Genomic DNA, 24,108 nt, shown 5'->3' with positions numbered 1-24,108 from the left:
GCGCGAAGACGCTCAGCGCGCAGAGCTTGTAGACAATTCTACGACCTCGCGAGCCGCCGTGGCGACGTCCTCGTTCACGACGAGGTGGTCGAACTCGTTCTGGGCGGCGAGTTCGACCTTCGCGGTGCGCAGACGTCTGGCCCGTTCCTCGGCGTCTTCCGTGCCTCGTCCGACCAGTCGATGGACCAGTTCGTCCCAGCTCGGCGGCAGCAGGAAGATCAGCGTCGCGGAGGGCTCGGCGTTCCGTACCTGGCGCGCGCCCTGCAGGTCGATCTCGAGAAGGACGGTCTTGCCCTCGGCCAGCGCGGCATCGATCGGCGCACGCGGCGTTCCGTAGCGGGAGCGGTTGTGCACCACCGCGTACTCGAGCAGTTCGTCGTCGGCGATGAGTCGGTCGAACTCCGCGTCGTCCACGAAGTAGTAGTGCACGCCGTCGATCTCACCGGGGCGGGGCGGCCGGGTAGTGGCCGATACCGACAGGTGGATCTCCGGATTGTGCTCACGGATGTGCGCGGCGACCGTCCCCTTGCCCACAGCGGTGGGGCCGGCGAGCACCAGCAGACGACTCCGTGCGTCACGCGGGGTCGGCATCGGGAAGCGCGAGTCGAGCCAGGCTTCCAGTACCCGGCGCTGGCGGGCGCCGAGCCCACCCAGACGCTTGACCGGGGAGATGTGCAGCTCGTCCAGCACGCGATCGCGCTTGCCCGCGCCGATCGCGGGCAGTGCCAGCAGGAAGTCGGTGATGCGCATCGACCCCTCCACGGAGTCGGCATCTGCCGTCGCTCGGTGCAGGACGGTCTGAGGGGTCACCACGCGCATCGTGAGGTCCCTCTTGACCGAAGCCCTGGCCCGGCGACGCTCGACGGCGCGGCGCGCCGCCGCGACCCGGTCGACCTCGGGAACCGTGCGCTGCGCGTCAGACACCGGCCACCTCGAGATACTCGGCGGTGCGTGCGGAGATGGCCTCGGCCAGTTCGACAGGGCCGACGGACAGGAGGCTGCGGCTCTCGCTCGCGATCACCGCATCCGACATCCGCCCGAATCGCGGACGGAGATCGGCCGGTGTGGCGCCCTGGGCGCCGAATCCGGGAGCGAGGATCGGAGCGGCCGGGGCGAACGGCTCGATGCCGGCGGTGCTCCAGTCGACGGTCGCACCGATGACGAATCCGAAGCTCCCCCACTCTCCCGCCGCCGATCTTCGGGCGTTGCGCGCCGAAACCCCGGCGATGACCGAGGCCGAAACCGTGGCGCCTGTCGGATCAGTGGAGCGCTGCAGCCCTTCAGCCTCGGGATTGCTGGTCGCGGCGAGCACGAACACGCCCTTCCCGTGCTGCTCTGCGACGGCGAAAGTGCCGTCGAGAGCGCCCACACCGAGGAACGGGCTCACGGTGAGCGCATCCGCCTCCAGCGGCGAACCCGGGGTGAGCCAGGCACGGGCGTAATCATCCATCGTCGATCCGATGTCTCCCCGCTTGGCGTCGGCGATCACGATGAGCCCGGCGGCGCGCGCCGCTGCGAGCACGTCCTCGAGCGCGGCGATACCCTGCGACCCGAAGCGCTCGAAGAACGACACCTGGGGCTTCACGATGCCGACTCGGCCGGAAGCCGCTTCGACTGTACGCAGGCCGAACTCGCGCACTCCTCGGGCGTCGTCGGTCAGCCCCCACGCCGCGAGCAGCGCAGCATGAGGGTCGATGCCGACGCAGAGCGGTCCCCGTGCGCTGAGCACGGATCGTACCCGCTCGCCGAAGCGTTCGCTCACAGTGCCGCCTTCCGGTCCAGCGCGTACTCCTGGAGGCTCTTCACCTGGAAGCCCTCGTGGGCGGCGTCCATCCCGCTCACAGCCGCACCGAGCACGGCCATCGTGGTGAACAGCGCCTTGTCGGCGGCCACGGCGGCGGCGCGGATCTCGTAGCCGTCGGCGCGGGCGGCTCCACCGGACGGAGTGTTCACGACGATGTCGATCGCGCCCTCGTTGATGAGGTCCACGATGTTCTTCGCCCCGGACTCCTGCGTCTCGCTGTACTTCTCGACGACCGTGACGGCGATGCCGTTGCGGGAGAGGATCTCGGCCGTACCTTCGGTCGCGACGATCGTGAACCCGAGCTGCTGCAGGCGGTGCGCAGGGAGAATCACGGCGCGCTTGTCGGAGTCGGCGACCGAGATGAACACTGTGCCCGAGGTGGGCATGCCGCCGTAGGCCGCGGCCTGGCTCTTCGCGAAGGCTGTCGGGAAGTCGCGGTCGATACCCATGACTTCACCCGTTGAGCGCATCTCCGGGCCCAGCACCGAGTCGACGGTCTTGCCGTCGGCGGTACGGAAGCGCTTGAACGGGAGCACGGCTTCCTTGACCGACACCGGGGCGTCGAGCGGAACCCGCGAGCCGTCCTGCTCGGGAAGCATCCCCTCGGCACGCAGTTCGGCGACCGTCGAGCCCGTCATGATGCGGCTCGCAGCCTTGGCCATCGGGATGCCGAGTGCCTTCGACACGAACGGCACCGTCCGGCTGGCGCGCGGGTTGGCCTCGATCACGTAGAGCACGCCGGCGCTGATGGCGAACTGCACGTTCAGCAGTCCGCGCACCCCCACGCCCTTCGCGATCGCCAGAGTGGCCTCGCGCACGCGGTCGACGTCGGTGCGCCCCAGCGAGACCGGGGGCAGCGTGCAGCTCGAGTCACCGGAGTGGATACCGGCCTCCTCGAGGTGCTCCATGACGCCGCCGATGTACAGGTCCACGCCGTCGTAGAGCGCGTCAACGTCGAGCTCGATCGCGTCGTCGAGGAAGCGGTCGACCAGAAGGGGCTTGCCCTCCTCGATGACCACCTCGCCCGCGGTGCGGACGAAGTAGTCGCGCAGCGAGGCGGTGTCGTAGACGATCTCCATGCCGCGGCCGCCGAGCACGAAGCTCGGGCGCACGAGCACCGGGTAGCCGATCTCCTCGGCGATGCGCACGGCGCCGTCGACGTCGATCGCCGTGCCGTTGCGCGGCGCGACGAGACCTGCTTCATCGAGCAGGCGCGAGAAGAGCTCGCGCTCCTCCGCAAGGTCGATCGCCTCGGGGCTGGTTCCGAGAACCGTGTAGCCGGCTGCCTCGATACCCTTCGCGAGCCCGAGCGGGGTCTGACCGCCCAGCTGGCACACGACGCCGAGGATGGTACCGCTCGCGGCCTCCGCGTCGAGCACCTCCAGCACGTCTTCGAGAGTCAGCGGCTCGAAGTACAGGCGATCGGAGGTGTCGTAGTCGGTCGAGACGGTCTCCGGGTTGCAATTGACCATGACGGTCTCGAAACCCGCGTCTGACAGCGCGAACGAGGCGTGCACGCACGAGTAGTCGAACTCCACACCCTGACCGATGCGGTTCGGACCCGAACCGATGATGACGACCTTGGTGCGTTCGGACGGCGCGACCTCGGTCTCGAAGTCGTAGCTCGAGTAGTGGTACGGCGTCAGAGCCGGGAACTCGCCCGCGCAGGTGTCGACCGTCTTGTACACCGGACGGATGCCGAGTCCGTGGCGGACGCCCCGGATCTCCGCCTCCGAGGTGCCGCGGAGCTCGGCGAGCTGTGCGTCGGAGAAGCCGTGCTCCTTCGCATAGCGGAGGGTCGCCGCATCCAGCTCTGGTGCCGTGCGCACGATCTCGGCGACCTCGTTGATCAGGACCATCTGGTCGAGGAACCACGGGTCGATCGCCGTCGCGTCGAAGGCCTGCTCGACCGTCGCACCCTTGCGCAGCGCCTGCTGCAGGGTGACGATCCGACCGTCGGTGGGGGTCTTCGAGATCTCCAGCAGCTCCTCGACGGAACGGTCCTCCACACCCCAGTGGAAGCTCGATCCGCGCTTCTCGAGCGAGCGGAGCGCCTTCTGCAGCGCGGTCGCGTAGTTTCGGCCGATGGCCATGGCCTCGCCCACCGACTTCATGGTCGTGGTGAGGGTGGCGTCGGCAGCCGGGAACTTCTCGAACGCGAAGCGCGGAACCTTGACGACCACGTAGTCGAGTGTCGGCTCGAAGCTCGCCGGGGTCACGCCCGTGATGTCGTTCGGGATCTCGTCGAGTCGGTAGCCGAGCGCGAGCTTGGCCGCGAGCTTCGCGATCGGGAATCCGGTGGCCTTGGACGCCAGGGCGCTGGAACGTGAGACGCGCGGGTTCATCTCGATCACGATGATGCGCCCGTTCGTCGGGTCGACCGCGAACTGGATGTTGCAGCCTCCGGTGTCGACGCCGACGGCGCGGATGATGTCGATGCCGATGTCACGCATCTTCTGGTACTCGCGGTCGGTCAGGGTGAGCGCCGGAGCGACCGTGATCGAGTCGCCCGTGTGCACGCCGACCGGGTCGACGTTCTCGATGGAGCAGACGACGACGGTGTTGTCGGCGGTGTCGCGCATGAGCTCGAGCTCGTACTCCTTCCAACCGAGGATCGACTCCTCCAGGAGCACCTCGGTGGTGGGCGAGTCTCGCAGGCCGGCGCCGGCGATACGGCGCAGGTCTTCCTCGTCGTACGCGAAGCCCGAACCCAGACCGCCCATCGTGAAGCTCGGACGGACCACCATGGGGTATCCGAGCTCGTCGGCGGCCGCCAGCACCTCGTCCATGGTGTGCGCGATGCGGGAGTCCGCCACGTCGGCGCCGGCGTCGAGCACGAGCTGCTTGAAGATCTGGCGGTCCTCGCCCTTGTTGATCGCCTCGAAGCTCGCGCCGATCAGCTCGACGTCGTACTTCTCGAGGATGCCGTGGTTGTGCAGCTCGATCGCCGCATTCAGAGCGGTCTGGCCGCCGAGCGTGGGCAGGATCGCGTCGGGGCGCTCCTTCGCGATGATCGTCTCGATGACCTGCCAGGTGATCGGCTCGATGTACGTCGCGTCGGCGAAGTCGGGGTCGGTCATGATGGTCGCCGGGTTGGAGTTGACCAGGATGACCCGGACACCCTCTTCACGCAGCACGCGGCACGCCTGGGTGCCGGAGTAGTCGAACTCGCAGGCCTGACCGATGACGATCGGGCCGGAGCCGATGACGAGGACGGAGTTGATGTCGTCGCGCTTGGGCATTACTTGGAGTCCTTCTGGCTTGCGATGACCAGGTCGCGGAACCTGTCGAAGAGGTAGTTGGCGTCGTGGGGGCCCGCGGCCGCCTCGGGGTGGTACTGCACCGAGAAGGCCGGGATGTCGAGGGCCCGAAGTCCCTCGACGACATTGTCGTTGAGGCCGACGTGGCTGACCTCGACCTTGCCGTAGCCGTTCGGGCTGTCGAAGGTGCCCTCGATCGGAGCCTCGACGGCGAACCCGTGGTTGTGCGCGGTGATCTCGACCTTGCCGGTCTGCTTGTCCAGCACCGGCTGGTTGATGCCGCGGTGGCCGAACGGCAGCTTGTAGGTGCCGAGGCCCAGCGCGCGACCGAGCAGCTGGTTGCCGAAGCAGATCCCGAAGAAGGGCAGCCCGTCATCGAGCACCGATCGCAGCAGCTCGACGTGATCGCCGGAGGCCGCGGGGTCGCCGGGGCCGTTCGAGTAGAAGACGGCGACCGGGTCGACCGCACGGATCTCGTCGATCGTCACGTTCTGCGGAAGGACGTGCACCTCGAAACCGCGGGCGGCGAGGTTGTCGATCGTCGCCTGCTTCACACCGAGGTCGAGCACGGCGAGGTTTCCGATCCGCTCCCCCATCGCGGTCGTCACCGTCGCGACGTCGACCGAGACCTCGGCCGAGAGGTTGCGCCCCGCCATCTCGGGCGCCTCGCGGACGATGCGCAGCTGCTCCTCGGAGTCGAGCGCCGCGTCCGCGCCGGAGAAGATCCCGCCGCGCATGGAACCGGCCGAGCGGATGTGACGCGTGATCGACCGGGTGTCGATACCGCTGATGCCCACGATGCCGTCCTCGACGAGCACGTCGTCGAGCGAGGCGTTCGCGCGCCAGTTCGAGACGACGCGGGAGGGGTCGCGCACGATGTAGCCGGCGACCCAGACACGGCGGGACTCCGCGTCCTCGTCGTTCATGCCGGTGTTGCCGATGTGCGGGGCGGTCTGCAGCACGATCTGGCCCGCGTAGGACGGATCGGTGATGGTCTCCTGGTACCCGGACATGCCGGTGGCGAAGACGACCTCGCCGAGGGTGCGGCCGCGGGCGCCGTAGGCGCGTCCGATGTGACGCGTGCCGTCTTCCAGGACGAGGACGGCGGGATCGGGAAGCTGGGCCACGGGGGCCTGCCCGGAGGTTGTCGAGAGTGTCATGACGTTGCTCCTGTGTCGGGGGCGGCGGGGACGAGCCGCTGCAGGTCGGAGATGAGGTTCTGGGGGTCGCCGGTGGCGAGGCGCAGGTAGCTGTCGACGATCGTGTCGTCGTCGATGTTCCAGGCGATGCGCACGAGGCCACCGGGCTCCACGACGCGGTCGATCGTGACCGTGGCGCGGTCGATGGCGACGAGCCGGTCGTTCGCGAGGAAGACCGTCGGCGTGCCGTCGAGGCAGAGGGCGATACCGCGATCCGTGAGCGCGAGCTCGCCGCGCGCGCGGTACGCGAGAGGTGACACCGCGAGGCGCTCGAGCGGCTGTTCGTGCCGTGTCGTCGACACGTACAGCACCTCGTCGCGGCGGGCGACCTCCGCGTGCTCAGGCACACCCAGCGGGGCTGCGAACACGGAATCGCGGCGGATTCGTCGTCGCCAGGCGAGAAGCATCACCAGCAACACCAGGAGAGCTACCGCGATCGTGATCGCGACGGCGAGGTCCCGAGCGCTCATGCGCGGAGCTCCTCGACGACGCTGCCGCCGTCGACTGTGAGCACGCCGCCGTGGATCGTGTACTCCACGCGTCCGGGGAGAGCACGACCGAGATACGGCGAGTTCACGCTGCGACCGTGGAGGTCGGCCTCTGTGAAGACGCCATCGACCGACGCGTCATACAGAGTGAGCTGTGCCGGCTGTCCGACTTCGAGCGGCGTGCCGTGTCCGGCGAGACGTCCGATGCGCGCAGGCGCCGCGCTCATCACCCGCGCGATATCGGCCCACTCGAGCAAGCCGGTCTGAACCATCGACTGGTGCACGACGCGCAGCGCGCTCTCGAGGCCCACCATGCCGTTCGCCGCCGCCTGCCATTCGCAGGCCTTGTGCTCGCTCGGGTGCGGGGCGTGGTCGGTCGCGACGATATCGATCGTTCCGTCGGCGAGACCCTCGCGCACCGCGAGCACATCCTCTTCGCGACGCAGCGGAGGATTGACCTTGTAGCGCGCGTCGTAGCCGCGCACGAGCTCGTCGGTCAACAGCAGGTGGTGCGGGGTGACTTCTGCGGTGACGTCGATGCCGCGCTTCTTGGCCCAGCGGATGATGTCCACCGAACCAGCGGTCGAGAGATGGCATACGTGCAGTCGCGAGCCCACGTGCTCGGCCAGCAGCACGTCGCGGGCGATGATCGATTCCTCGGCGACCGCAGGCCAGCCGGCGAGACCCAGCTCGGCCGAGACCGTGCCCTCGTTCATCTGCGCACCCTCGGTGAGCCGAGGGTCCTGCGCGTGCTGGGCGATGACGCCGTCGAAGGACTTCACATACTCCAGCGCGCGCCGCATGATGAGCGGATCGAACACGCAGAAGCCATCGTCGCTGAAGACGCGGACCTGTGCCCGCGAGGTGGCCATGGCACCCAGCTCGGCGAGACGCTCGCCCTTCTGGCCGACCGTGACCGCGCCGATGGGCTGCACCGTGGCGTAGCCGGCCGCATCACCGAGCGCGAGCTCCTGCTCGACCACACCGGCGGTATCGGCGACCGGCGAGGTGTTGGGCATCGCGAAGACCGCGGTGAACCCACCGGCGGCGGCGGCGCGCGTTCCCGTGAGGATCGTCTCGGACGCCTCATAGCCGGGCTCGCGCAGATGCGTGTGCAGGTCGACCAGTCCGGGCAGCGCGACGAGTCCGGCTGCGTCGATCACCCGCGCACCCGAGCGCTGCAGCCCGCTCCCGATCTCGGCTATCCGGCCGCCCTCGATGATGATGTCGGCGCTCTCGGCACCGAGCAGCTGTGCACCGGTGATGACGAGGGTCTCGTTCACAGGTCTCCCCCTCGTTCGTCGTCTCGTTCGCCTGCCAGCAGCAGGTACAGCACCGCCATGCGGACGGACACCCCGTTCGTGACCTGTTCCAGCACCGTCGAGCGGGGGGAATCAGCAGCTTCCGAAGAGATCTCCAGTCCCCGGTTCATGGGTCCGGGGTGCATGACAATGCTACCTGCCGGAAGACCGGCCACACGCCGTGCGTCCAGGCCCCAGCGACGGGAATACTCCCGCTCAGTCGGGAAATACGCGGCATTCATCCGTTCCAGCTGAATGCGCAGCATCATCACCGCGTCCGGGTCTTCCGCCAATGCCTGATCGAGGTCGTAGACGACGCGGACCGGCCAGAGTGACACGTTCTGCGGAACCAGCGTGGGCGGTGCGACCAGCGTGACCTCGGCACCGAGCGTGGTGAGCAGCCAGACGTTGGAGCGCGCGACCCGGGAATGCAGGACGTCGCCGACGATCACCACCCGCAAGCCGCTCAGGTCTCGGCCGCGGCTGTCGGCGCCGAACTGACGCTTGCGGATCGTGAAGGCGTCGAGCAGCGCCTGCGTCGGGTGCTCGTGGGTGCCGTCGCCTGCGTTCACGACACCGGCCGAGATCCAACCGCTGGTGGCCAGGGTCTGCGGGGCGCCGGAGCCCGGGTGCCGGACCACGACCGCATCGGCGCCGATCGCTTCGAGCGTCTGTGCCGTGTCTTTCAGGCTCTCGCCCTTGGAGACGCTGGACCCCTTCGCGGCGAAGTTGATCACGTCGGCGGAAAGCCGTTTGGCCGCGGCCTCGAACGAGATGCGGGTCCGCGTCGAGTCCTCGAAGAAGAGGTTCACGACGGTCTTGCCGCGCAGGGTGGGGAGCTTCTTGACCTCGCGCGACTGCGTGTCGGACATGTCCTCGGCGACATCGAGGATGCGCAGGGCGGTCGCCCTGTCGAGGGTGCGGGTGTCGAGGAGATGTCTCATTCGCCGATCGTCACCTCCTCGGCCCCGTCGTTCTCGAAGAGGCGCACGTTGACCCGTTCGGTGCGGGCCGAGGGGATGTTCTTGCCGACGAAGTCCGGGCGGATCGGCAGTTCGCGGTGCCCGCGGTCGATGAGGATCGCGAGGCGCACGACGGAGGGGCGTCCGATCGACTGGATCGCGTCCAGGGCGGCGCGGATGCTGCGGCCCGAGAAGAGCACGTCGTCGACGAGGACGACCGTCTTGCCGTCGATGCCGCCGACCGGGATCTCGGTGGGCTGCGGCGAGCGGGTCGGGTGCTTGGCGAGGTCGTCGCGGAAGAGGGTGACATCGAGCGCGCCCACCGCGACGGACTGCTGGGCGATCTCGCTGATCAACAGTCCCAGGCGATGGGCGAGCGTCACCCCGCGGGTCGGAATGCCCAGCAGGACGAGGTTCTCGGCGCCTCGATTGGACTCGAGGATCTCGTGCGCGATACGGGTCAGCGCTCGTGAGATGTCGGCTTCGTGCAGCACAGTGCGCATGCTCATCGGCCGCTCCCTTCTCCGCCTCACAGGACGGTGTTAAAGGTTGCTTGTGACCTCAGTCTATCGGAGCGCGGAGACTCCGGTGGATCAGCTCGCCTCCTGCAGCACGGGGTCGGTGACCTCGTCGATCTTGGAGGAGCGGATCGGATGCCCGGCCGTCGACAGGCATCGACCGGTCTTCAGGTCCCACTTCCAGTCGTGCATGCTGCACGTGAGGATGCCGTCCTCGTCGACCGTGCCCGTACGGGTGAGGTCGGCACGGAGGTGCGGGCAACGACGCTGCACGACCCAGTCGCCGATCTCGGCGTCTTCGGTCTGGTCGGTCTGCTCCTGGTACCAGTTCTCGACGTACTCGATGCGGTCGACCGAGAGGCACTTGAGGAACGTGGTGAGGAACTCGTTGAACTTGCCGCTGCGGCCCACCGAGAACTGCATCGAGAGGAAGATCGAGTTCGACCAGTCGATCTCGTGATCGACGATGTTCGTCGACACCAGGTCAGCGGGGATGGTGTACCAGTAGATGCACTCCTCGCCCGCGTACTCGCGGACCTTCGCGCGCGGGAAGTCGACCACCATGTCGAGCTCGCCGATGCGGAAGCGCACACATCCGCCGACGCCGAGCCGGATCGTGCGGGACTTCTTCAGCAGCGGCTCCCACCAGTTCTTGATCGCCTCGAGCATTTCGGCAGGCGGGATGATCTCGGCACGAGATGCTTCCTCGTCACGGATCTCCTGCTGTCGGCTCGCCCGCTGCTCCTCGAGGTAGTCCCACTTCTCATCGAAGATGTGCGAGATCTCGGCCTCGGTGTACAGGGTCTGCTCACTCGTGACCGCTCCCCCCTCGACCGTGACGACGGTGCCGGGGATGAACAGCTGCCCATCGTACTGGGGCGCGAGCTCCTTCATGTGCGCGAGGAACTGCTTCTGATCCGTGAAGATCGACTCGCCGTTCTTGCCGAGGCCGTTGAAGTCGAACAGATCGTCGCGCAGGAACATGGGCGGGCCCGCCATCGGGAAGACGTGCGGGGCGTCGACCTTCTCGATGTAGTACATGGCGCGCTTGTTCTGCGCCTCACGCTTGAGACGGGCGAAGTTCTGCTTGGCATCGAGCGGCAGGTCGTAGACCATGGGCCACCAGATGGCGCCGGACACCTGGGTGAAGTAGGCGTCGGGCTTGCCGAAGTCGAGCAGTTTCTCGAGGTCGAGGGGGTGGGAGTCGTTCTGGTTCAGCATCGACCCGGTGCCGTCGTCGACGCTCAGCGAGGAGTCCCCGATCGGGCCGTCGCTGGGAGCCCGCAGCGGTGTGATCATCATCTTGAGCTCGCCGCGCTGGATCACCTGACCGGCCGGCGCGTAGGTGATGTTCGTGTAACCGAGCGCGCGGATGTCCTGTTCGAGGTCATCGGTCGGGTACTCCGGAAGCAGCACCTCGATGTCTTTGCGGATGTAGCGCTCGAGGAGCCGCGGATCGAAGTGGTCGCGGTGGCGGTGCGAGATCCAGAGGAAGTCGGCTTCGCGCCCGAACCGCTCCCAGTCCAGACCCCTGTTGTCAGGGAACGGGAACCAGGATCCGTAGAACGAGGGTCCGAGGACCGGGTCGCAGATGATGTTCCCGCCGACCGTCTCGATGAACATCCCGGCGTGGCCGAGTCCCGTGATCCGCATTGCATTCCTCCCGAAAGTGAACCGTTCGATTGTACCGAGGGCTCCCTGTGCGCCCGGTCGACCCGGCCGTGAGTATTCCGGTCAGGTCTCGAACAGCCCGCGGATGTCGTCGGCGGAGAGCGACTGCGCGAACAGCGCCTCGTCATCCAGCACGGCGGTGAACAGCCGGGCCTTGCGGCGCTGCAGATCGAGCACCTTCTCCTCGATCGTGCCGGTGGAGATCATGCGGTACACGAACACCTGACTGTCTTGACCGATGCGATGCGTGCGGTCGACGGCCTGCGCTTCCGCAGCCGGGTTCCACCACGGATCGAGGAGGAACACATAGTCTGCCTCGGTCAGCGTGAGACCGAAGCCGCCGGCCTTCAGACTGATGAGGAACACGGGCTGCTCCCCCGAAGTGAACCCCTCGACGACCTTCTGCCGATGGCGCGTCGAGCCGTCGAGGTGCGCGTACGGAATGCCTGCGGCGTCGAGGCGCGCTGCTGCCAGGTCGAGGAATGACGTGAACTGGCTGAACACGAGCGCCCTGTGGCCCTCTGCCTGCAGCTCGATCACGCGCTCGAGCAGCACATCGAGCTTGCGCGAACCGATCTTCGCGTCTTCAGGGTCGATGAGCCCAGGGGCCAGGCTGAGCATGCGCATCAGCGTGAGCGACCGGAACACGATGAAACGGTTGCGATCGAGGTCTTCCAGCAGCCCGAGCACCTTCTGCCGTTCACGCTGCAGGACGATCTCGTACAGGGCACGGTGGGACGAGCTGAGCTCCACCTCGAGGATCTGCTCCTGCTTCGATGGCAGGTCGGGGGCCACGAGTTCTTTGGTGCGGCGCAGCAGCAGCGGGCGGATCCGCCGACGCAGCTGCTCGAGGCGTCGCTGCCGATAGGCGCCGCCCTCCTCGTTCTCCGGGACCTTTCCCTGCTCGATCGGCTGGATGTACTGTTCGCGGAACTTCCGCGCCGACGCGAACAGGCCGGGGGCGGTGAGCTTCAGCAGCGCCCACAGCTCGCTCAGGCTGTTCTCCATCGGCGTTCCGGTGACGGCGAAGGTCGCGTCCGCACGGAACGAGGCGACGGCACGATGCAACTTGGTCGCCGGGTTCTTCACGAACTGCGCCTCGTCGAGGATGAGCCCCGCCCACTCGACGGAGGAGTACTCGCTCTCGTTCAGGCGCGCGACGGCATAGGTGGTGATGACGAGATCGACGTCGCGGACGCTGCCCGCGAGCGGTGGACCCTGGGTGCTCCCCCGGAGCATCACGCGGAGCGCGGGAGCGAAGCGTTCGGCCTCGCTGCGCCAGGTGGCCAGCACCGATGTCGGGACCACCGCGAGGAAAGGACGACGCTCCCCCGCTTCCCGGGCATGCACGATCAGGCTCAGAAGCTGCAGCGTCTTGCCGAGTCCCATGTCGTCGGCGAGGATGCCGCCCAAGCGATGGCTCCAGAGGAAGGCGAGCCAGTCCAGGCCGTCCTTCTGGTACGGGCGGAGGTCGGCCGTGATCCCCGCCGGGACCGGGATCGCCGGCACCGAGGTGGCGCGGCGGAGCCCATCGGCGGTTGCGCGCCAGGCGACGGCCGGAACCGCTTCGTCGGCGAGGTCTTCGAACTCCTCCCAGAGGTCGGTCTGGTAGCGACTGATCCGCGGACCGGTCTCCCATTCGTCGAGCTCGCCGGATTCGTCGATCAGCTCCCGAAGTCGATCGAGCGCTCGATGGTTCAGCGAGAAGTAGCTGCCGTCGACGAGGAGAAGCTTCTTGCGTCCCTTGCTGAGCGCTGTGAACAGCGGTTCGAACGGGATGGTGCGTCCGTCGATCTTGACCAGGACGCCGAGGTCGAACCAGTCGGGGTCGCTGCTCTCGACGGTGGAGACCGTGATCTCCGGCTCCCCCGTGAGCTCGTGGTAGCTCTTGCGACGGCCCGACACGGAGACCGTGACGCCCTCGGCTTCGAGCGCCGGCACCGTGCGGGTGACGAACTCCGCAGCGGCGACGTCGTGAAACGAGCCCGTCGGGGTGAGCTCCTCGCCGAGCTGCTCCGTCCAGACGGCCTGGAGCGCGCCCCGGAGCACGTCCTCGGCCACCGCGTCGCGCACGGCATCTCCCCCGGGAGGAAACGGGATGCGACCGAACCCGCGATAGTCCCACTCGAAGGTGTACGTGACCGTGTCGCCGCGCAGGAACGACAGTTCGAGCACCGGTCGGGGTGCCGGAAGCTCCGGCAGTTCGAGGCGACCGACCGGATGCACCTCGATCCGGCGGGCCAGCAGCGGGTAGGCGTCGCGGAAGAATGCGGCTTCGTCGCGTACGGGTACTTCCACCCCCGACCCGGCGCCGAGGAGCGCGTGCACCGGGGCGCCGAGCGGCACCTCGGCGAGCGTCACGCGCAATCTCGTGCCGCGTTGCGTGACCTCGTACAGACCGCTGTGACCGATCGTCTGCACGTCCGCGGGGTCTGCCGCACGGCCGTCGATCGTGATGTCGGGGCGCACGAGGAGCCCGCCCCCGTCGTCACGTCCGATGGTCGCCCGGATCTCGGCGTGGTCGGCGAGCACCACCGTCGTGCTCTTCTGGGTCGCGATGAGGGGAATGCCGACGTCGGCGGCCGCACGCAGGTGTCCCCAGAAGAGGCCGGATTCGATCAGGTCTGCGACCAGCCAGTCGCCGGCTGTGCCGGAGAGCAGCGTGTCGCGAGCGATGCTGAGCAGATCAGCGAACCACCGCGAGCGATCGCGTCCGTACTGCGTCGGAGACCGTCGCACCGCGTCCCACGTCGCCGTTCCCAGCACCCATCCGCCGGTCGCTGCGCTCTTCTCGAGCGGACGGATGCCGAGGAGGATCTCTCCCGAGCGCGTGCCGACGTCACGTGGGGTCGCCGTGCGCTGCGGGCGAGAGGCCCACGGATTCGCACCGCGACCGTCGCGCAGCCGGAGTTCGATGCCGAGCGCCAGCGGCGTCTCGGCATCGCCTTGTGCGGAGCCGAGCATGCGCCGCCAGTCGGCACCCGATGCGCCTTCCGCGCGGGAAGGGTCACGGGAGAAGGACATGCCGCCATCCTCTCCGACACCTCCGACAGTGCCCCCTGTCGGACGGATCAGGCGGCGCGGGCGACCCGTGCGAGGACGCCGTGCACGAACGCGCCGGAGTCATCGGTCGAGAACTCCTTCGCGAGCTCGACGGCTTCATCGATCGCGACGGCCGTCGGGATCTCGTCGTTGTACACGATCTCCCACACGCCGATCCGGAGCAGTGCCCGGTCCACCGCAGGCATCCGCTCCAGCTTCCAGTCGCGGCTGTGGGTCGTGATCTGCTCGTCGATCTCGTCGCGCGAGTCGATGATGCCGTCGACGATCTCGCGCGCATAGAGCCAGGAGGCCTCGCGGGCGGGCTCGCTCGCGGCGCGCTTGGCCTCGGCGGCCAGGGTCACGGCGAGGTCGTCCCCGCGCACGTCGGCGGAGAAGAGGATGTCGAGAGCGCGCTTGCGCGCCTTCGTCCGGGCGCTCACGCCTTACTTCTCGCGGCCGAGGTAGTCACCCGTGCGGGTGTCGACCTTGACCTTGGTGCCGGCCTCGACGAAGAGCGGCACCTGGATCTCGTAGCCGGTCTCGAGCGTGGCGGGCTTGGTGCCGGCCGACGAGCGGTCGCCCTGCAGGCCGGGCTCGGTGTAGGTGATCTCGAGGACAACCGATGCCGGGAGGTCGATGTAGAGCGGGTTGCCGTTGTTCAGGGCGATCGTGACGGCCTGGTTCTCGAGCAGGAAGTTCTTCGCGTCGCCGACCGTGGCGGCGCCGACCGTGATCTGGTCGAAGTCGGTCTGGTCCATGAAGACGTAGCCGTCGCCATCGGTGTACAGGTAGGTGTAGTCGCGGCGGTCGACGTTCTCGATCTCGATCTTCGCGCCGGCGTTGTACGTGCGGTCGACGACCTTGCCCGACACGACGTTCTTCAGCTTGGTGCGCACGAAGGCGCCACCCTTGCCGGGCTTGACGTGCTGGAACTCGATGACGCTCCAGAGCTGCCCGTCGATGCTGAGGACGACGCCGTTCTTGATGTCTGCGGTAGATGCCATGCGCTGCGAGTTCCGTTCGTGAGTCTGCGGGGTCGGACGAGACCGACAGTCGATTCTAAGGGATGAGTGCTGCGAGCTGCCGCACGGCGTCCGCGTAGCCGTCGACACCGCGCCCGACGACACGCACGGCTGCGACGTCGTCGAGGTACGAGTGGTGCCGGAACTCCTCCCGGGCGTACACGTCGGAGATGTGCACCTCGGCGAACGGCAGCGAGACTCCGGTGAGGGCGTCACGCAGCACCACGGACGTGTGCGTGAGTCCGCCGGGGTTGATCACGATGGCGGCGCAGTCCTCACGAGCGGCGTGGATCGCGTCGATCAGGACCCCCTCGTGGTTGCTCTGCACCGCGCGCACCTCGAACCCCTGTGCTGCGGCGGCATCGGCGGTGATCCGCTCCACGTCGGCGAGCGTCGCGGTGCCGTACACCTCCGGCTCGCGCGTGCCGAGGAGGTTGAGGTTCGGTCCGTTCACCAGCAGCATCCGCCGACTCATGCGCCGACCTCCTGGTAGGCGGCGAACATCAGGGATTCGTCCGGGGCCTGCAGCACCGTCGGCTTCGCGATGTCGTCGAGGAGGATGAAGCGCAGCATGCCGCCGCGGCTCTTCTTGTCACGCTGCATCGTGGCGAGCAACTGCGGCCAGGCGCCGGCACGGTACGAAGTGGGGAGCCCCAGCGACTCGAGGATCGTGCGATGGCGCTCGGCCGCCGCGTCGGACAGGCGGCCGGCGAGTCGCGAGAGTTCGGCCGCGTACAGCATGCCGACCGAGATCGCGGCGCCGTGACGCCACCGGTATCGCTCCGCGTGCTCGATCGCGTGCCCGAGGGTGTGGCCGTAATTCAGGATCTCGCGCAGACCCGCCTCGCGGAAGTCGTCGGAGACGACCTTGGCCTTCATGTCGATCGCGAGTTCGATGGCACGCCGGAACTCTTCCGTCGTGGGATCAACGGCACGGGCGGGATCCGCCTCGACGATGTCGAGGATCTCCGGTGCCCAGATGAACCCGGCCTTCACGACCTCGGCGAAACCGGCGGTCGCCTCGTTCGGGCTGAGACTTGCGAGCTCGTCGAGGTCGCCGACGACGGCGCTCGGGGCCCAGAACGCGCCGACGAGGTTCTTGCCCTCCGCGGTGTTCACCCCCGTCTTGCCGCCGACCGCCGCATCGACGAGGCCGAGGACGGTGGTCGGCACCTGGATGAGCTGGACGCCGCGCAGCCACGTCGCCGCGACGAAGCCGGCGAGGTCGGTGACCGAGCCGCCACCGTAGCCGATGACGGCGTCGCTGCGCGTGAAGTCGGCCTGTCCCATGACCTGCCAGCAGAAGGCCGCGACCTCGATGCGCTTGCCCTGCTCCGCATCCGGGATCTCGGCGAGCAGCACCTCGCGCGGCCCCTCCGACGTGTCGGCGAGCAGACGGTCGCGCAACTCCGCTGCACGCGCGGCGAGTGTCGGCGGGTGCACGACCAGGATCTTGCGCACCCCCGGAGCCAGAGCGGCGGAGACCCGTTCGAGGATCCCCCGTCCGATCGTGATGTCGTAGGCGTCGTTCCCGGTGACGTTGATGGTCGTCGTGCTCATCGCTGCTCTCTCCTCCATGCCACGATCTCGTCCGCGATCTTCTGCATCGGACGACGTGAGGTGTCGAAGGTCGCCGATGACACCTCGGCATACCACCCCCGACGCTCCTCGAAGATCTTCTTCCAGCGCTCCAGGGGGTCCTCCCCCGCCAGCAGCGGACGGCTGCTGCCGCGGAGCCGGTCGGCGACCGCGTCCGGGCTCACCGTCAGGAACACGACAGGATGCTCCGCGAGCAGGTCTCGTGTCGCCGCTTCCGTCACCGCGCCTCCGCCGAGCGAGATCACCCCGCCCTCGGCGAGGGCCTCAGCCACCGCAGCCCGTTCGAGAGTGCGGAAGTGCGCCTCACCGTGCTCCTCGAAGATGCCGGGGATCGGGCCGTGGGCCGCCACTATGCGCTTGTCGGTGTCGATGAAAGCCACACCGAGCCGTCGGGCGACGCGTCTGCCGACGCTGGTCTTGCCGGCGGCCATCGGGCCGACCAGCACCAGCGTCAGCGGATCAGCCGCGCTCGTCATGCGCGATGAGCGCCGCCTCGGACGCAGGGGTCGTGCGCAGTTCGGCCGGGATGCCCGCCAGGTACCCGTCGAGGTTCCGACGCGTCTCACGGATGCTGTCGCCGCCGAACTTCTCCAGCACGGCGTTCGCGAGCTCGACCGCGACCATCGCCTCGGCGACCACTCCGGCAGCCGGTACGGCGCACACATCGGAGCGCTGATGGTGGGCGGTGGCGTCGTCTCCAGTCGCGATGTCGATCGTCCGCAGCGCGTGCGGCACCGTGGCGATCGGCTTCATCCCGGCGCGGACCCGCAGAACGGTGCCGGTCGACATGCCGCCCTCGGTGCCACCGGCACGGTCGGAGCCGCGCGTGATGCCGTCAGCGGTCGCGAAGAGCTCGTCGTGCGCGGCCGAACCGCGACGACGTGTGGTCTCGAATCCGTCACCGACCTCGACGCCCTTGATCGCCTGGATGCTCATGAGTGCCTGAGCGAGACGCGCGTCGAGGCGTCGGTCCCAGTGCACGTGGGAGCCGAGTCCTGGTGGCAGCCCGTACGCGAGCACCTCGACGATGCCGCCGAGCGTGTCGCCGTCCTTCTTGGCGTCGTCGACCTCGGCCACCATCAGCGCGGAGGTCGCGGCGTCGAAGCACCGGAGCGGATCGGCGTCGAGCGCCTCGACGTCATCCGGTGTCGGCAGCGCAGAGCCCTCGGGCACGCGCACCGGTCCGATCGAGAGGGTGTGACTGACGAGGCGGATGCCCAACTCACCGAGGAACGAACGCGCGATGGCACCGAGTGCCACACGCGCGGCCGTCTCGCGGGCGCTCGCACGCTCGAGGATCGGACGCGCCTCGTCGAAGTCGTACTTCTGCATGCCCACGAGGTCGGCATGCCCAGGACGCGGACGCGTGAGTGGAGCACTGCGTCCGCGGGACTTGTCCGTGAGTTCGACAGGCTCGGGGTTCATGACCTCGATCCACTTCGGCCACTCGGTGTTGCCGATGCGCAGGGCGATCGGGCTGCCGAGGCTCCGGCCGTGACGCACGCCACCGGAGATCGTCAGTTCATCCTGCTCGAACTTCATCCGCGAGCCGCGGCCGTAGCCCAGCTTGCGCCGAGCGAGGTCGGCCTGGATGGCCTCGGAGGACACAGGGACGCCGGAGGGCAGACCCTCCATGACGGCGATGAGTTCTGGGCCGTGCGATTCGCCGGCCGTGAGCACGCGGAGCATTGCTCCAGTCTCCCACGGGTTCGGACCCCCGCCGCGCCGCGTTTCGCTGTCCGATCCGTCCGGATCAGAGAGCGGCGCGCATCGCGGCGATCACCGCCTCCTCATCGGGCAGCTCGACGGCCGGATCGCCGAGACGGAAGATGCGGATCTGACGCACCGCCTGGTGCAGCAGCATGCCGAGCCCGGAGACCGCGGGCCCGTCACCCCAGGTGGCCGCGAGAGCGGAAGGCCACGGGGCATAGGCGGCATCGAAGAGCGCCCCGCCGCTCGCGGCCAGTGCCGCGGCGATCTCCGCGGGCAGAGCCGTGCCGCTGGGCAGCGTGGCCACGGTCAGGTCGACGGCCGGAGCGGGCGCGTCGAAGGTGAGCACTTCCACGGCGATGCCGAGCTGTTCCCCGAGATCGACCAGTGCGGCGGCAGAACCAGCGCGCCGAGCGCGCATGTCGACGCGCGCGGCGCCGATCTCGGAGGCGGCGACGAGGGCCGATGCCGCGGTGGCACCGGCACCGAGGATCCGCACGTGATCGACCTCGGTGACGTCCGCCTCGGCGAGGGCGTCGACGATCCCCCCGACGTCGGTGTTGAACCCGGCGGGCTCTTCTCGGAACAGCAGCGTGTTGACCGCTCCGGTCAACTGCGCATGACGATCCCGCGTCGCAGACGCGCGGAATGCCTCTTCCTTCAAGGGCATCGTGAGCGAGAGCCCTCGCCACGTGCGGTCGAGCTCAGCGAGCGTCGGCGCGAAGTCGGCAGCGGACACCCGGCGCCGTCCGTACTCCCAGTCCAGTCCGAGCGCGCGATACGCGGCGGCATGCAGGTCGGGCGACTTGGAGTGCGCGATCGGATCGCCCCAGACCGCCAATCGTGAGCGCGTCACCGTCTCAGCAGCCGCCTTCGGGGTTCGCCCGGCACCACTCGCGCCATTTCTCGATGCCCTGCTCGTGCTCGGCCATCGTCTCCGAGAACTGCGTCTCTCCCGTAGCCAGGTTGATCGTGACGAAGTACAGCCACGGTCCGTCGGCCGGTTCCATCGCCGCCTTGATGGCCGCGTCGCTCGGGCTGGCGATCGGTGTCGCCGGCAGGCCGGTGCGCACGTAGGTGTTCCAGTCGTTGTCGTCCTCGAGCGCTTCCTTCGAGCTCGACACGACGCCCTCGTGCAACGACCCGTACCCGTACTGGGCGGTCGAGTCCATCTGCAGCTTCATGTCGATGTCGAGACGGTTCTGGATGACCCTCGACACCTTCGCGAAGTCGTCGAGGCGTCCCTCGCGCTGGATGATCGAGGCGATCGTGAGGATCCGCTCGGCGTCGGCTGCCGGTACGCCGGCCGCATCGAGCGACTCGCGCGTGCGGTCGACCATGCGCTGGATGACCTGCGGCGCGGTGACCCCGGGATCGAACTCGTACACCGCGGGGAACAGCCAGCCCTCCAGACTCGGCGCGTCCACGCCGTAAGCCGACGGATCCTGGACCGCAGCCTCGAAGTCGGCGAGCGGAAGTCCGAGAGTCTCGGCCATGCCGGGCAGCGAGGACACGATCGTCCCGCCCTCAGAGACCGAGACGGCATTGGCCATCTTGTTGGCATCGTCCTTGAGCGCGGCGAGGGCGGCCTCTGCCGTCATCTTCTTCTGCAAGCGGTACACGCCCGGATAGAACGTGACGGCGAGGTTCTCGTCGACGATGTAGTCGTAGAACACGTCTTCGGTCTTGGTGACGCCGGCTTCATAGAGCGCCGTCGACACCGGTCCCCCGGTGTCACCCTGCTTGATCGTGACGAGGGCTTCACCGTTCGCGAGGCCGGGCTCCCAATCCTTCGACTCTCCCCAGCCCATGGCATCGCTGATCTTGTCGCCATACGTGTTCCACGCCCACGCGCCACCCGCAGCGATCCCGCCGAGGACGGCGAGCACGATGATCAGCGCGATCAGGCATCCCTTGCGACGCTTCTTCTTCGGCTTGGCCGCGACATGCTCGTCGTGCGGCACGAACAGATCGTCGAGCCCGCCCCCGATCACCGGTTCGGGCGTGTCGGTCGCCGCCGGCGTCGCGGCCGTCGGCACCACCTGGGGCATCGCGCGGGTCGGCGTCTGCGCAGCATCGGCGGATGTGCGCACCGGCGTCGGCGACGGTGGCGCCGTGTCCGGGGTCACGGCTTCGTCCGCCGATGCGCGCACCGGAACGGGCGACGGCTCGGCCGGCGTGCTGGCCGTTCCAGGCGCAGACGTCGCAGTTCCCGCTTCGGCCGCCGCCTCACGGGCGGCGCGACGAGAGCCGGGCGCCGGGGCACTGTTGTCGACGGCAGGGATCTGCCGCGTCGGGTCGGGAAGATTCTCGAACAGGTCGCCCAGGCGGGAATCGGGATCGTGCCGGGGTGTGGCGCTGTCGCGGTCAGACATCGTCAGGCGTGCTCCTCGTCAGGCGAGATGGTGGCACCGGCCGGGTTTCCGGTGCTCTTCTCCATGTCGATCGCCTGCTGCAGAAGCACCACGGCGGCGACCTGATCCACAATGCTACGAGACTTCTTCTGAGATCTCCCGGAACTGCGCAAAGCGGCGTGCGCGCTCACGGTGCTGAGGCGCTCGTCCACGAGCCGCACGGGGATCCCGCTGCGCACCTGCAGAGCTGCGGCGAATTCCCGCGCATCCGTCGTCGACGCCGTGTCCGCACCCTGCATGTTCACCGGGAGACCGACCACGAACTCCAACGGGTCGTACTCCTTCGCGATCTGCACGAGCCTGTCGATCGATCCATCGTCCCGAGGAACCGTCTCGACCGGGACGGCGAGCATTCCGTCGGGATCGCAGCGTGCGACTCCGACTCTCGCCCTGCCGACGTCGATGCCGAGCCGCACACCGCGGCGAAAGCCGCTCACGCGGCGTGCAACTCCTGTGAGATGGCCTCGAGCGCCGCAGGAAGGGCCGCGGCGTCCGCTCCACCGCCCTGCGCGACGTCGTCACGCCCACCGCCGCCACCACCGAGCACACCGGCGGCACGCTTGGCCAGCGCACCGGCCTTCGCACCAGCGGATCGCGCGGCGTCATTGGTCGCCACCACCACGACAGGACGCCCGTTGACCACGGCGCCCAACGCCACGACGGCCGCATCGGAGCCGAGCCGATCGCGCACGCCGTTCACGAGATCGCGCACGTCGTCTGCGGATGCGACCTCACCGAGGTTCAGCGCGGCCAGACGGAACGCGCCGACGCGCGTCGCAGCCTCGACGATGGCCGGAACCTGACCGGCCCGCTCCTTCGCCTCGAACTGGGCGATGCGCTTCTCCGCGGCCTTCAGGCTCGCGGTGAGGTCGGCGATCCGATCCGGAAGCTGCTCGCGGGGTGTCTTCAGGGAACTGGTCAGCTGCGAGACGATCGCCCGCTCGGCCGCGAGCTCACGGAAGGCGTCGGCACCGACGAGTGCTTCGATGCGGCGATTGGAGGCTCCGACGGAAGACTCTCCGACCAGGCTCACCAGACCGATCTCTGCGCTCGTGCTGACGTGCGTGCCTGCACAGAGTTCACGCGACCAGGGGCCGCCGATGTCGACCATGCGCACGACATCACCGTACTTCTCACCGAACAGCGCCATGGCCCCGGCTTCTTTCGCCTCGTCGAGCGAGACGATGCGCGTGGTCACCTCCAGGGCGTCCTGCACGGCGCGGTTCGTGATCTCCTCGATCTCGCTGCGTGTGTCCGTCGACAGCGCCTGCGACCAGGCGAAGTCGAAGCGCATGTAGCCGGCGCGGTTCAACGAGCCCGCCTGGGTGGCGGTCGGACCGAGCGTGTCGCGGAGCGCCGCGTGCACGAGGTGGGTGGCGGAGTGGGCCTGGCGGGCGGCACGGCGGTTCGCCGCGTCCACCACCGTGGTCGCGATGTCGTCGACGGCGACGCTTCCGCGCGTGACCTCGACGGTGTGGCTGATCAGCCCGGGAACGGGCTTCTGCACGTCGAGCACCTCGAGCACGTAGCCCGGGCCCACGATCGTTCCCTTGTCGGCCACCTGTCCACCCGACTCCGCATACAGAGTCGTCTCAGCGAGCACGACCTCGGCGATCTGGCCCTCGGCAGCGCTGCGCACGGGCACGCCGTCCACCAGGAGCCCGAGCACGCGGGACTCGACCTCGAGTGCCGTGTAGCCGTCGAAGCCGGTCTCGCCCAGGGCACGCAGCTCGCGATAGACCGAGACGTCGGCGAGCTGACGCTTGCGGTTGCGGGCATCGTCCTTGGCACGCTGACGCTGCTCCTGCATGAGCGTGTCGAAAGCGGCACGGTCGACATCGAGCCCCGCCTCCTCGGCGACCTCGAGCGTGAGGTCGATCGGGAAGCCATAGGTGTCGTGCAGCAGGAACGCCTCGGGACCGCTCAGGGTCTTCCCGCCACCCTTCCTGGTCTCATCCAATGCCAGATCGAGGATCGTCGACCCCGCGACGAGGGTACGACGGAACGTCTCCTCCTCGGCGAACGCCGATGCAGAGAGCACCGACCAGTCCCTCTCGAGTTCCGGATATGTCGTCTTCATCACATCGCGCGATGCGGCGAACAACTCGGGGAACACCGGCTCATCGACGCCGAGCAGGCGCATCGAACGCACCGTGCGTCGCATCAGACGACGCAGGATGTACCCGCGTCCCTCGTTGGACGGACGCACCCCGTCGGAGAGGAGCATGAGGGATGAGCGCACGTGGTCGGCGACGACACGGAACCGCACGTCGTCCTCGTGCTGCACGCCGTAGGGCCGTCCGGAGAGCTCGACCGCGCGGTCCAGCACCGGACGCACCTGATCCGACTCGTACATGTTCTCGACGCCCTGCTTGAGGAACGCGACGCGCTCGAGCCCCATGCCTGTGTCGATGTTCTTCATCGGGAGCTCGCCCACGATGTCGAACTCGGTCTTGCCGCGGATGTTCTCGATGAAGTCCTGCATGAACACGAGGTTCCAGATCTCCAGGAACCGCGAGTCGTCGACGGCGGGACCGCCGTCCTTGCCGTAGGCGGGGCCGCGATCGAAGAAGATCTCCGAGTCGGGACCGCCGGGGCCGGGCTGCCCGGTGTTCCAGTAGTTGTCCGCACGACCCAGGCGCTGGATGCGCTCCGGCTTGAGCCCGATGATGTCGCGCCAGATCGCCTCGGCCTCGTCGTCGGTCTCGTAGACGGTGACCCACAGGTCCTTCTCGTCGAAGCCGAGACCGCCGTCGGACTCGGAACTCGTCAGCAGCTCCCAGGCGTAGCGGATCGCGCCTTCCTTGAAGTAGTCGCCGAACGACCAGTTGCCCAGCATCTGGAAGAACGTGCCGTGACGGGCTGTGCGGCCGACCTCTTCGATGTCGTTGGTGCGGATGCACTTCTGCACGTCGGCGATGCGCGGATGCGGAGCCGGGACGACGCCGGTCAGGTACGGGATCATGGGCACCATTCCGGCGACCGTGAACAACAGGGACGGGTCGTCGCTGACCAGCGAGGCCGAAGGGACGATGAGGTGGTCGTTCTTCTCGAAGAAGTCGAGGTAACGCTGCGCGATCTCCGCAGTTTTCATAGGGGTGCCGGGTGTCCTTGCGTG

The 24,108-nt window shown here is 68.2% G+C and carries 20 protein-coding genes; all 20 read right to left on the bottom strand.

The features are described 5' to 3' along the window. Positions 1-12: 12 nt before the first annotated feature. Positions 13-924: a guanylate kinase gene (gene gmk / locus ACIQLD_RS02220; protein ID WP_402604503.1), complete on the bottom strand. Its 912-nt coding sequence runs from the start codon at positions 922-924 to the stop codon at positions 13-15. After that, positions 917-1,762, bottom strand: coding sequence for an orotidine-5'-phosphate decarboxylase (gene pyrF, locus ACIQLD_RS02215; RefSeq protein WP_402604501.1), 846 nt, complete (start codon positions 1,760-1,762; stop codon positions 917-919). Before pyrF ends, gmk begins: the two co-directional genes overlap by 8 nt. Next, positions 1,759-5,046: a carbamoyl-phosphate synthase large subunit gene (carB, locus tag ACIQLD_RS02210; protein ID WP_402604499.1), complete on the bottom strand. Its 3,288-nt coding sequence runs from the start codon at positions 5,044-5,046 to the stop codon at positions 1,759-1,761. Before carB ends, pyrF begins: the two co-directional genes overlap by 4 nt. Next, positions 5,046-6,224 carry a glutamine-hydrolyzing carbamoyl-phosphate synthase small subunit gene (gene carA, locus ACIQLD_RS02205; RefSeq protein ID WP_402604497.1) on the bottom strand — a complete coding sequence of 393 codons (1,179 nt, stop codon included), beginning with the start codon at positions 6,222-6,224 and terminating at the stop codon, positions 5,046-5,048. Before carA ends, carB begins: the two co-directional genes overlap by 1 nt. Then, positions 6,221-6,733 carry a hypothetical protein gene (locus ACIQLD_RS02200; RefSeq protein ID WP_402604495.1) on the bottom strand — a complete coding sequence of 171 codons (513 nt, stop codon included), beginning with the start codon at positions 6,731-6,733 and terminating at the stop codon, positions 6,221-6,223. The genes carA and ACIQLD_RS02200 overlap by 4 nt, the downstream gene beginning before the upstream one ends. Beyond that, positions 6,730-8,034, bottom strand: coding sequence for a dihydroorotase (locus ACIQLD_RS02195; protein WP_402604492.1), 1,305 nt, complete (start codon positions 8,032-8,034; stop codon positions 6,730-6,732). The genes ACIQLD_RS02200 and ACIQLD_RS02195 overlap by 4 nt, the downstream gene beginning before the upstream one ends. Continuing rightward, the gene (locus ACIQLD_RS02190; RefSeq protein WP_402604490.1) at positions 8,031-8,996 is read right to left on the bottom strand and encodes an aspartate carbamoyltransferase catalytic subunit; all 966 of its coding nucleotides are present in this window, start codon (positions 8,994-8,996) and stop codon (positions 8,031-8,033) included. The genes ACIQLD_RS02195 and ACIQLD_RS02190 overlap by 4 nt, the downstream gene beginning before the upstream one ends. Beyond that, positions 8,993-9,523: a bifunctional pyr operon transcriptional regulator/uracil phosphoribosyltransferase PyrR gene (gene pyrR, locus ACIQLD_RS02185; protein WP_402604487.1), complete on the bottom strand. Its 531-nt coding sequence runs from the start codon at positions 9,521-9,523 to the stop codon at positions 8,993-8,995. Before pyrR ends, ACIQLD_RS02190 begins: the two co-directional genes overlap by 4 nt. 84 nt (positions 9,524-9,607) lie before the next feature. Continuing rightward, positions 9,608-11,185, bottom strand: a complete 1,578-nt coding sequence (locus ACIQLD_RS02180; RefSeq protein ID WP_402604485.1) for a Rieske 2Fe-2S domain-containing protein — start codon at positions 11,183-11,185, stop codon at positions 9,608-9,610. An 81-nt stretch (positions 11,186-11,266) separates the two neighbouring features. Further along, positions 11,267-14,227, bottom strand: a complete 2,961-nt coding sequence (locus tag ACIQLD_RS02175; protein ID WP_402604483.1) for a DEAD/DEAH box helicase — start codon at positions 14,225-14,227, stop codon at positions 11,267-11,269. Positions 14,228-14,274: 47 nt separating this feature from the next. Further along, entirely contained in the window at positions 14,275-14,685 is a 411-nt protein-coding gene (nusB, locus tag ACIQLD_RS02170) for a transcription antitermination factor NusB (protein WP_402604481.1), read from the bottom strand. Positions 14,686-14,688: 3 nt separating this feature from the next. Beyond that, positions 14,689-15,249: an elongation factor P gene (gene efp / locus ACIQLD_RS02165; protein ID WP_021200619.1), complete on the bottom strand. Its 561-nt coding sequence runs from the start codon at positions 15,247-15,249 to the stop codon at positions 14,689-14,691. A 55-nt stretch (positions 15,250-15,304) separates the two neighbouring features. Then, positions 15,305-15,742, bottom strand: coding sequence for a type II 3-dehydroquinate dehydratase (gene aroQ / locus ACIQLD_RS02160; RefSeq protein WP_402604478.1), 438 nt, complete (start codon positions 15,740-15,742; stop codon positions 15,305-15,307). Beyond that, positions 15,739-16,827 carry a 3-dehydroquinate synthase gene (gene aroB, locus ACIQLD_RS02155; protein ID WP_402604476.1) on the bottom strand — a complete coding sequence of 363 codons (1,089 nt, stop codon included), beginning with the start codon at positions 16,825-16,827 and terminating at the stop codon, positions 15,739-15,741. Before aroB ends, aroQ begins: the two co-directional genes overlap by 4 nt. After that, positions 16,824-17,342 (bottom strand): shikimate kinase, encoded by a 519-nt coding sequence (locus ACIQLD_RS02150; RefSeq protein ID WP_402604474.1) that lies wholly within the window; start codon positions 17,340-17,342, stop codon positions 16,824-16,826. Before ACIQLD_RS02150 ends, aroB begins: the two co-directional genes overlap by 4 nt. Beyond that, a complete protein-coding gene (gene aroC / locus ACIQLD_RS02145) occupies positions 17,326-18,555 on the bottom strand; it encodes a chorismate synthase (RefSeq protein WP_021200623.1) in 1,230 nt (409 codons plus the stop codon). The genes ACIQLD_RS02150 and aroC overlap by 17 nt, the downstream gene beginning before the upstream one ends. 64 nt (positions 18,556-18,619) lie before the next feature. Next, the gene (locus ACIQLD_RS02140) at positions 18,620-19,432 is read right to left on the bottom strand and encodes a shikimate dehydrogenase (protein WP_402604471.1); all 813 of its coding nucleotides are present in this window, start codon (positions 19,430-19,432) and stop codon (positions 18,620-18,622) included. A gap of 4 nt (positions 19,433-19,436) precedes the next feature. Then, a complete protein-coding gene (gene mltG / locus ACIQLD_RS02135; RefSeq protein ID WP_402604469.1) occupies positions 19,437-20,951 on the bottom strand; it encodes an endolytic transglycosylase MltG in 1,515 nt (504 codons plus the stop codon). A gap of 2 nt (positions 20,952-20,953) precedes the next feature. Next, positions 20,954-21,427, bottom strand: coding sequence for a Holliday junction resolvase RuvX (gene ruvX, locus ACIQLD_RS02130; protein ID WP_402604467.1), 474 nt, complete (start codon positions 21,425-21,427; stop codon positions 20,954-20,956). Then, positions 21,424-24,084 (bottom strand): alanine--tRNA ligase, encoded by a 2,661-nt coding sequence (gene alaS / locus ACIQLD_RS02125; RefSeq protein ID WP_402604465.1) that lies wholly within the window; start codon positions 24,082-24,084, stop codon positions 21,424-21,426. The genes ruvX and alaS overlap by 4 nt, the downstream gene beginning before the upstream one ends. Positions 24,085-24,108 lie beyond the last annotated feature (24 nt).

This window comes from Microbacterium sp. NPDC091662, from assembly GCF_044756705.1.
Classification (GTDB): domain Bacteria; phylum Actinomycetota; class Actinomycetes; order Actinomycetales; family Microbacteriaceae; genus Microbacterium.
Note: the sequence above shows the minus strand (reverse complement) of the source record. Positions and strands in the feature narration are given on the sequence as shown.

What these genes read in the sequence shown, in the direction of transcription:
- carB (WP_402604499.1), bottom strand. Translation starts at nt 5,046, where the DNA reads ATGCCCAAGCGCGACGACATCAACTCCGTCCTCGTCATCGGCTCCGGC.
- carA (WP_402604497.1), bottom strand. Translation starts at nt 6,224, where the DNA reads ATGACACTCTCGACAACCTCCGGGCAGGCCCCCGTGGCCCAGCTTCCC.
- ACIQLD_RS02200 (WP_402604495.1), bottom strand. Translation starts at nt 6,733, where the DNA reads ATGAGCGCTCGGGACCTCGCCGTCGCGATCACGATCGCGGTAGCTCTC.
- ACIQLD_RS02190 (WP_402604490.1), bottom strand. Translation starts at nt 8,996, where the DNA reads ATGAGACATCTCCTCGACACCCGCACCCTCGACAGGGCGACCGCCCTG.
- pyrR (WP_402604487.1), bottom strand. Translation starts at nt 9,523, where the DNA reads ATGAGCATGCGCACTGTGCTGCACGAAGCCGACATCTCACGAGCGCTG.
- ACIQLD_RS02180 (WP_402604485.1), bottom strand. Translation starts at nt 11,185, where the DNA reads ATGCGGATCACGGGACTCGGCCACGCCGGGATGTTCATCGAGACGGTC.
- ACIQLD_RS02175 (WP_402604483.1), bottom strand. Translation starts at nt 14,227, where the DNA reads ATGTCCTTCTCCCGTGACCCTTCCCGCGCGGAAGGCGCATCGGGTGCC.
- efp (WP_021200619.1), bottom strand. Translation starts at nt 15,249, where the DNA reads ATGGCATCTACCGCAGACATCAAGAACGGCGTCGTCCTCAGCATCGAC.
- aroQ (WP_402604478.1), bottom strand. Translation starts at nt 15,742, where the DNA reads ATGAGTCGGCGGATGCTGCTGGTGAACGGACCGAACCTCAACCTCCTC.
- aroB (WP_402604476.1), bottom strand. Translation starts at nt 16,827, where the DNA reads ATGAGCACGACGACCATCAACGTCACCGGGAACGACGCCTACGACATC.
- ACIQLD_RS02150 (WP_402604474.1), bottom strand. Translation starts at nt 17,342, where the DNA reads ATGACGAGCGCGGCTGATCCGCTGACGCTGGTGCTGGTCGGCCCGATG.
- aroC (WP_021200623.1), bottom strand. Translation starts at nt 18,555, where the DNA reads ATGCTCCGCGTGCTCACGGCCGGCGAATCGCACGGCCCAGAACTCATC.
- mltG (WP_402604469.1), bottom strand. Translation starts at nt 20,951, where the DNA reads ATGTCTGACCGCGACAGCGCCACACCCCGGCACGATCCCGATTCCCGC.
- alaS (WP_402604465.1), bottom strand. Translation starts at nt 24,084, where the DNA reads ATGAAAACTGCGGAGATCGCGCAGCGTTACCTCGACTTCTTCGAGAAG.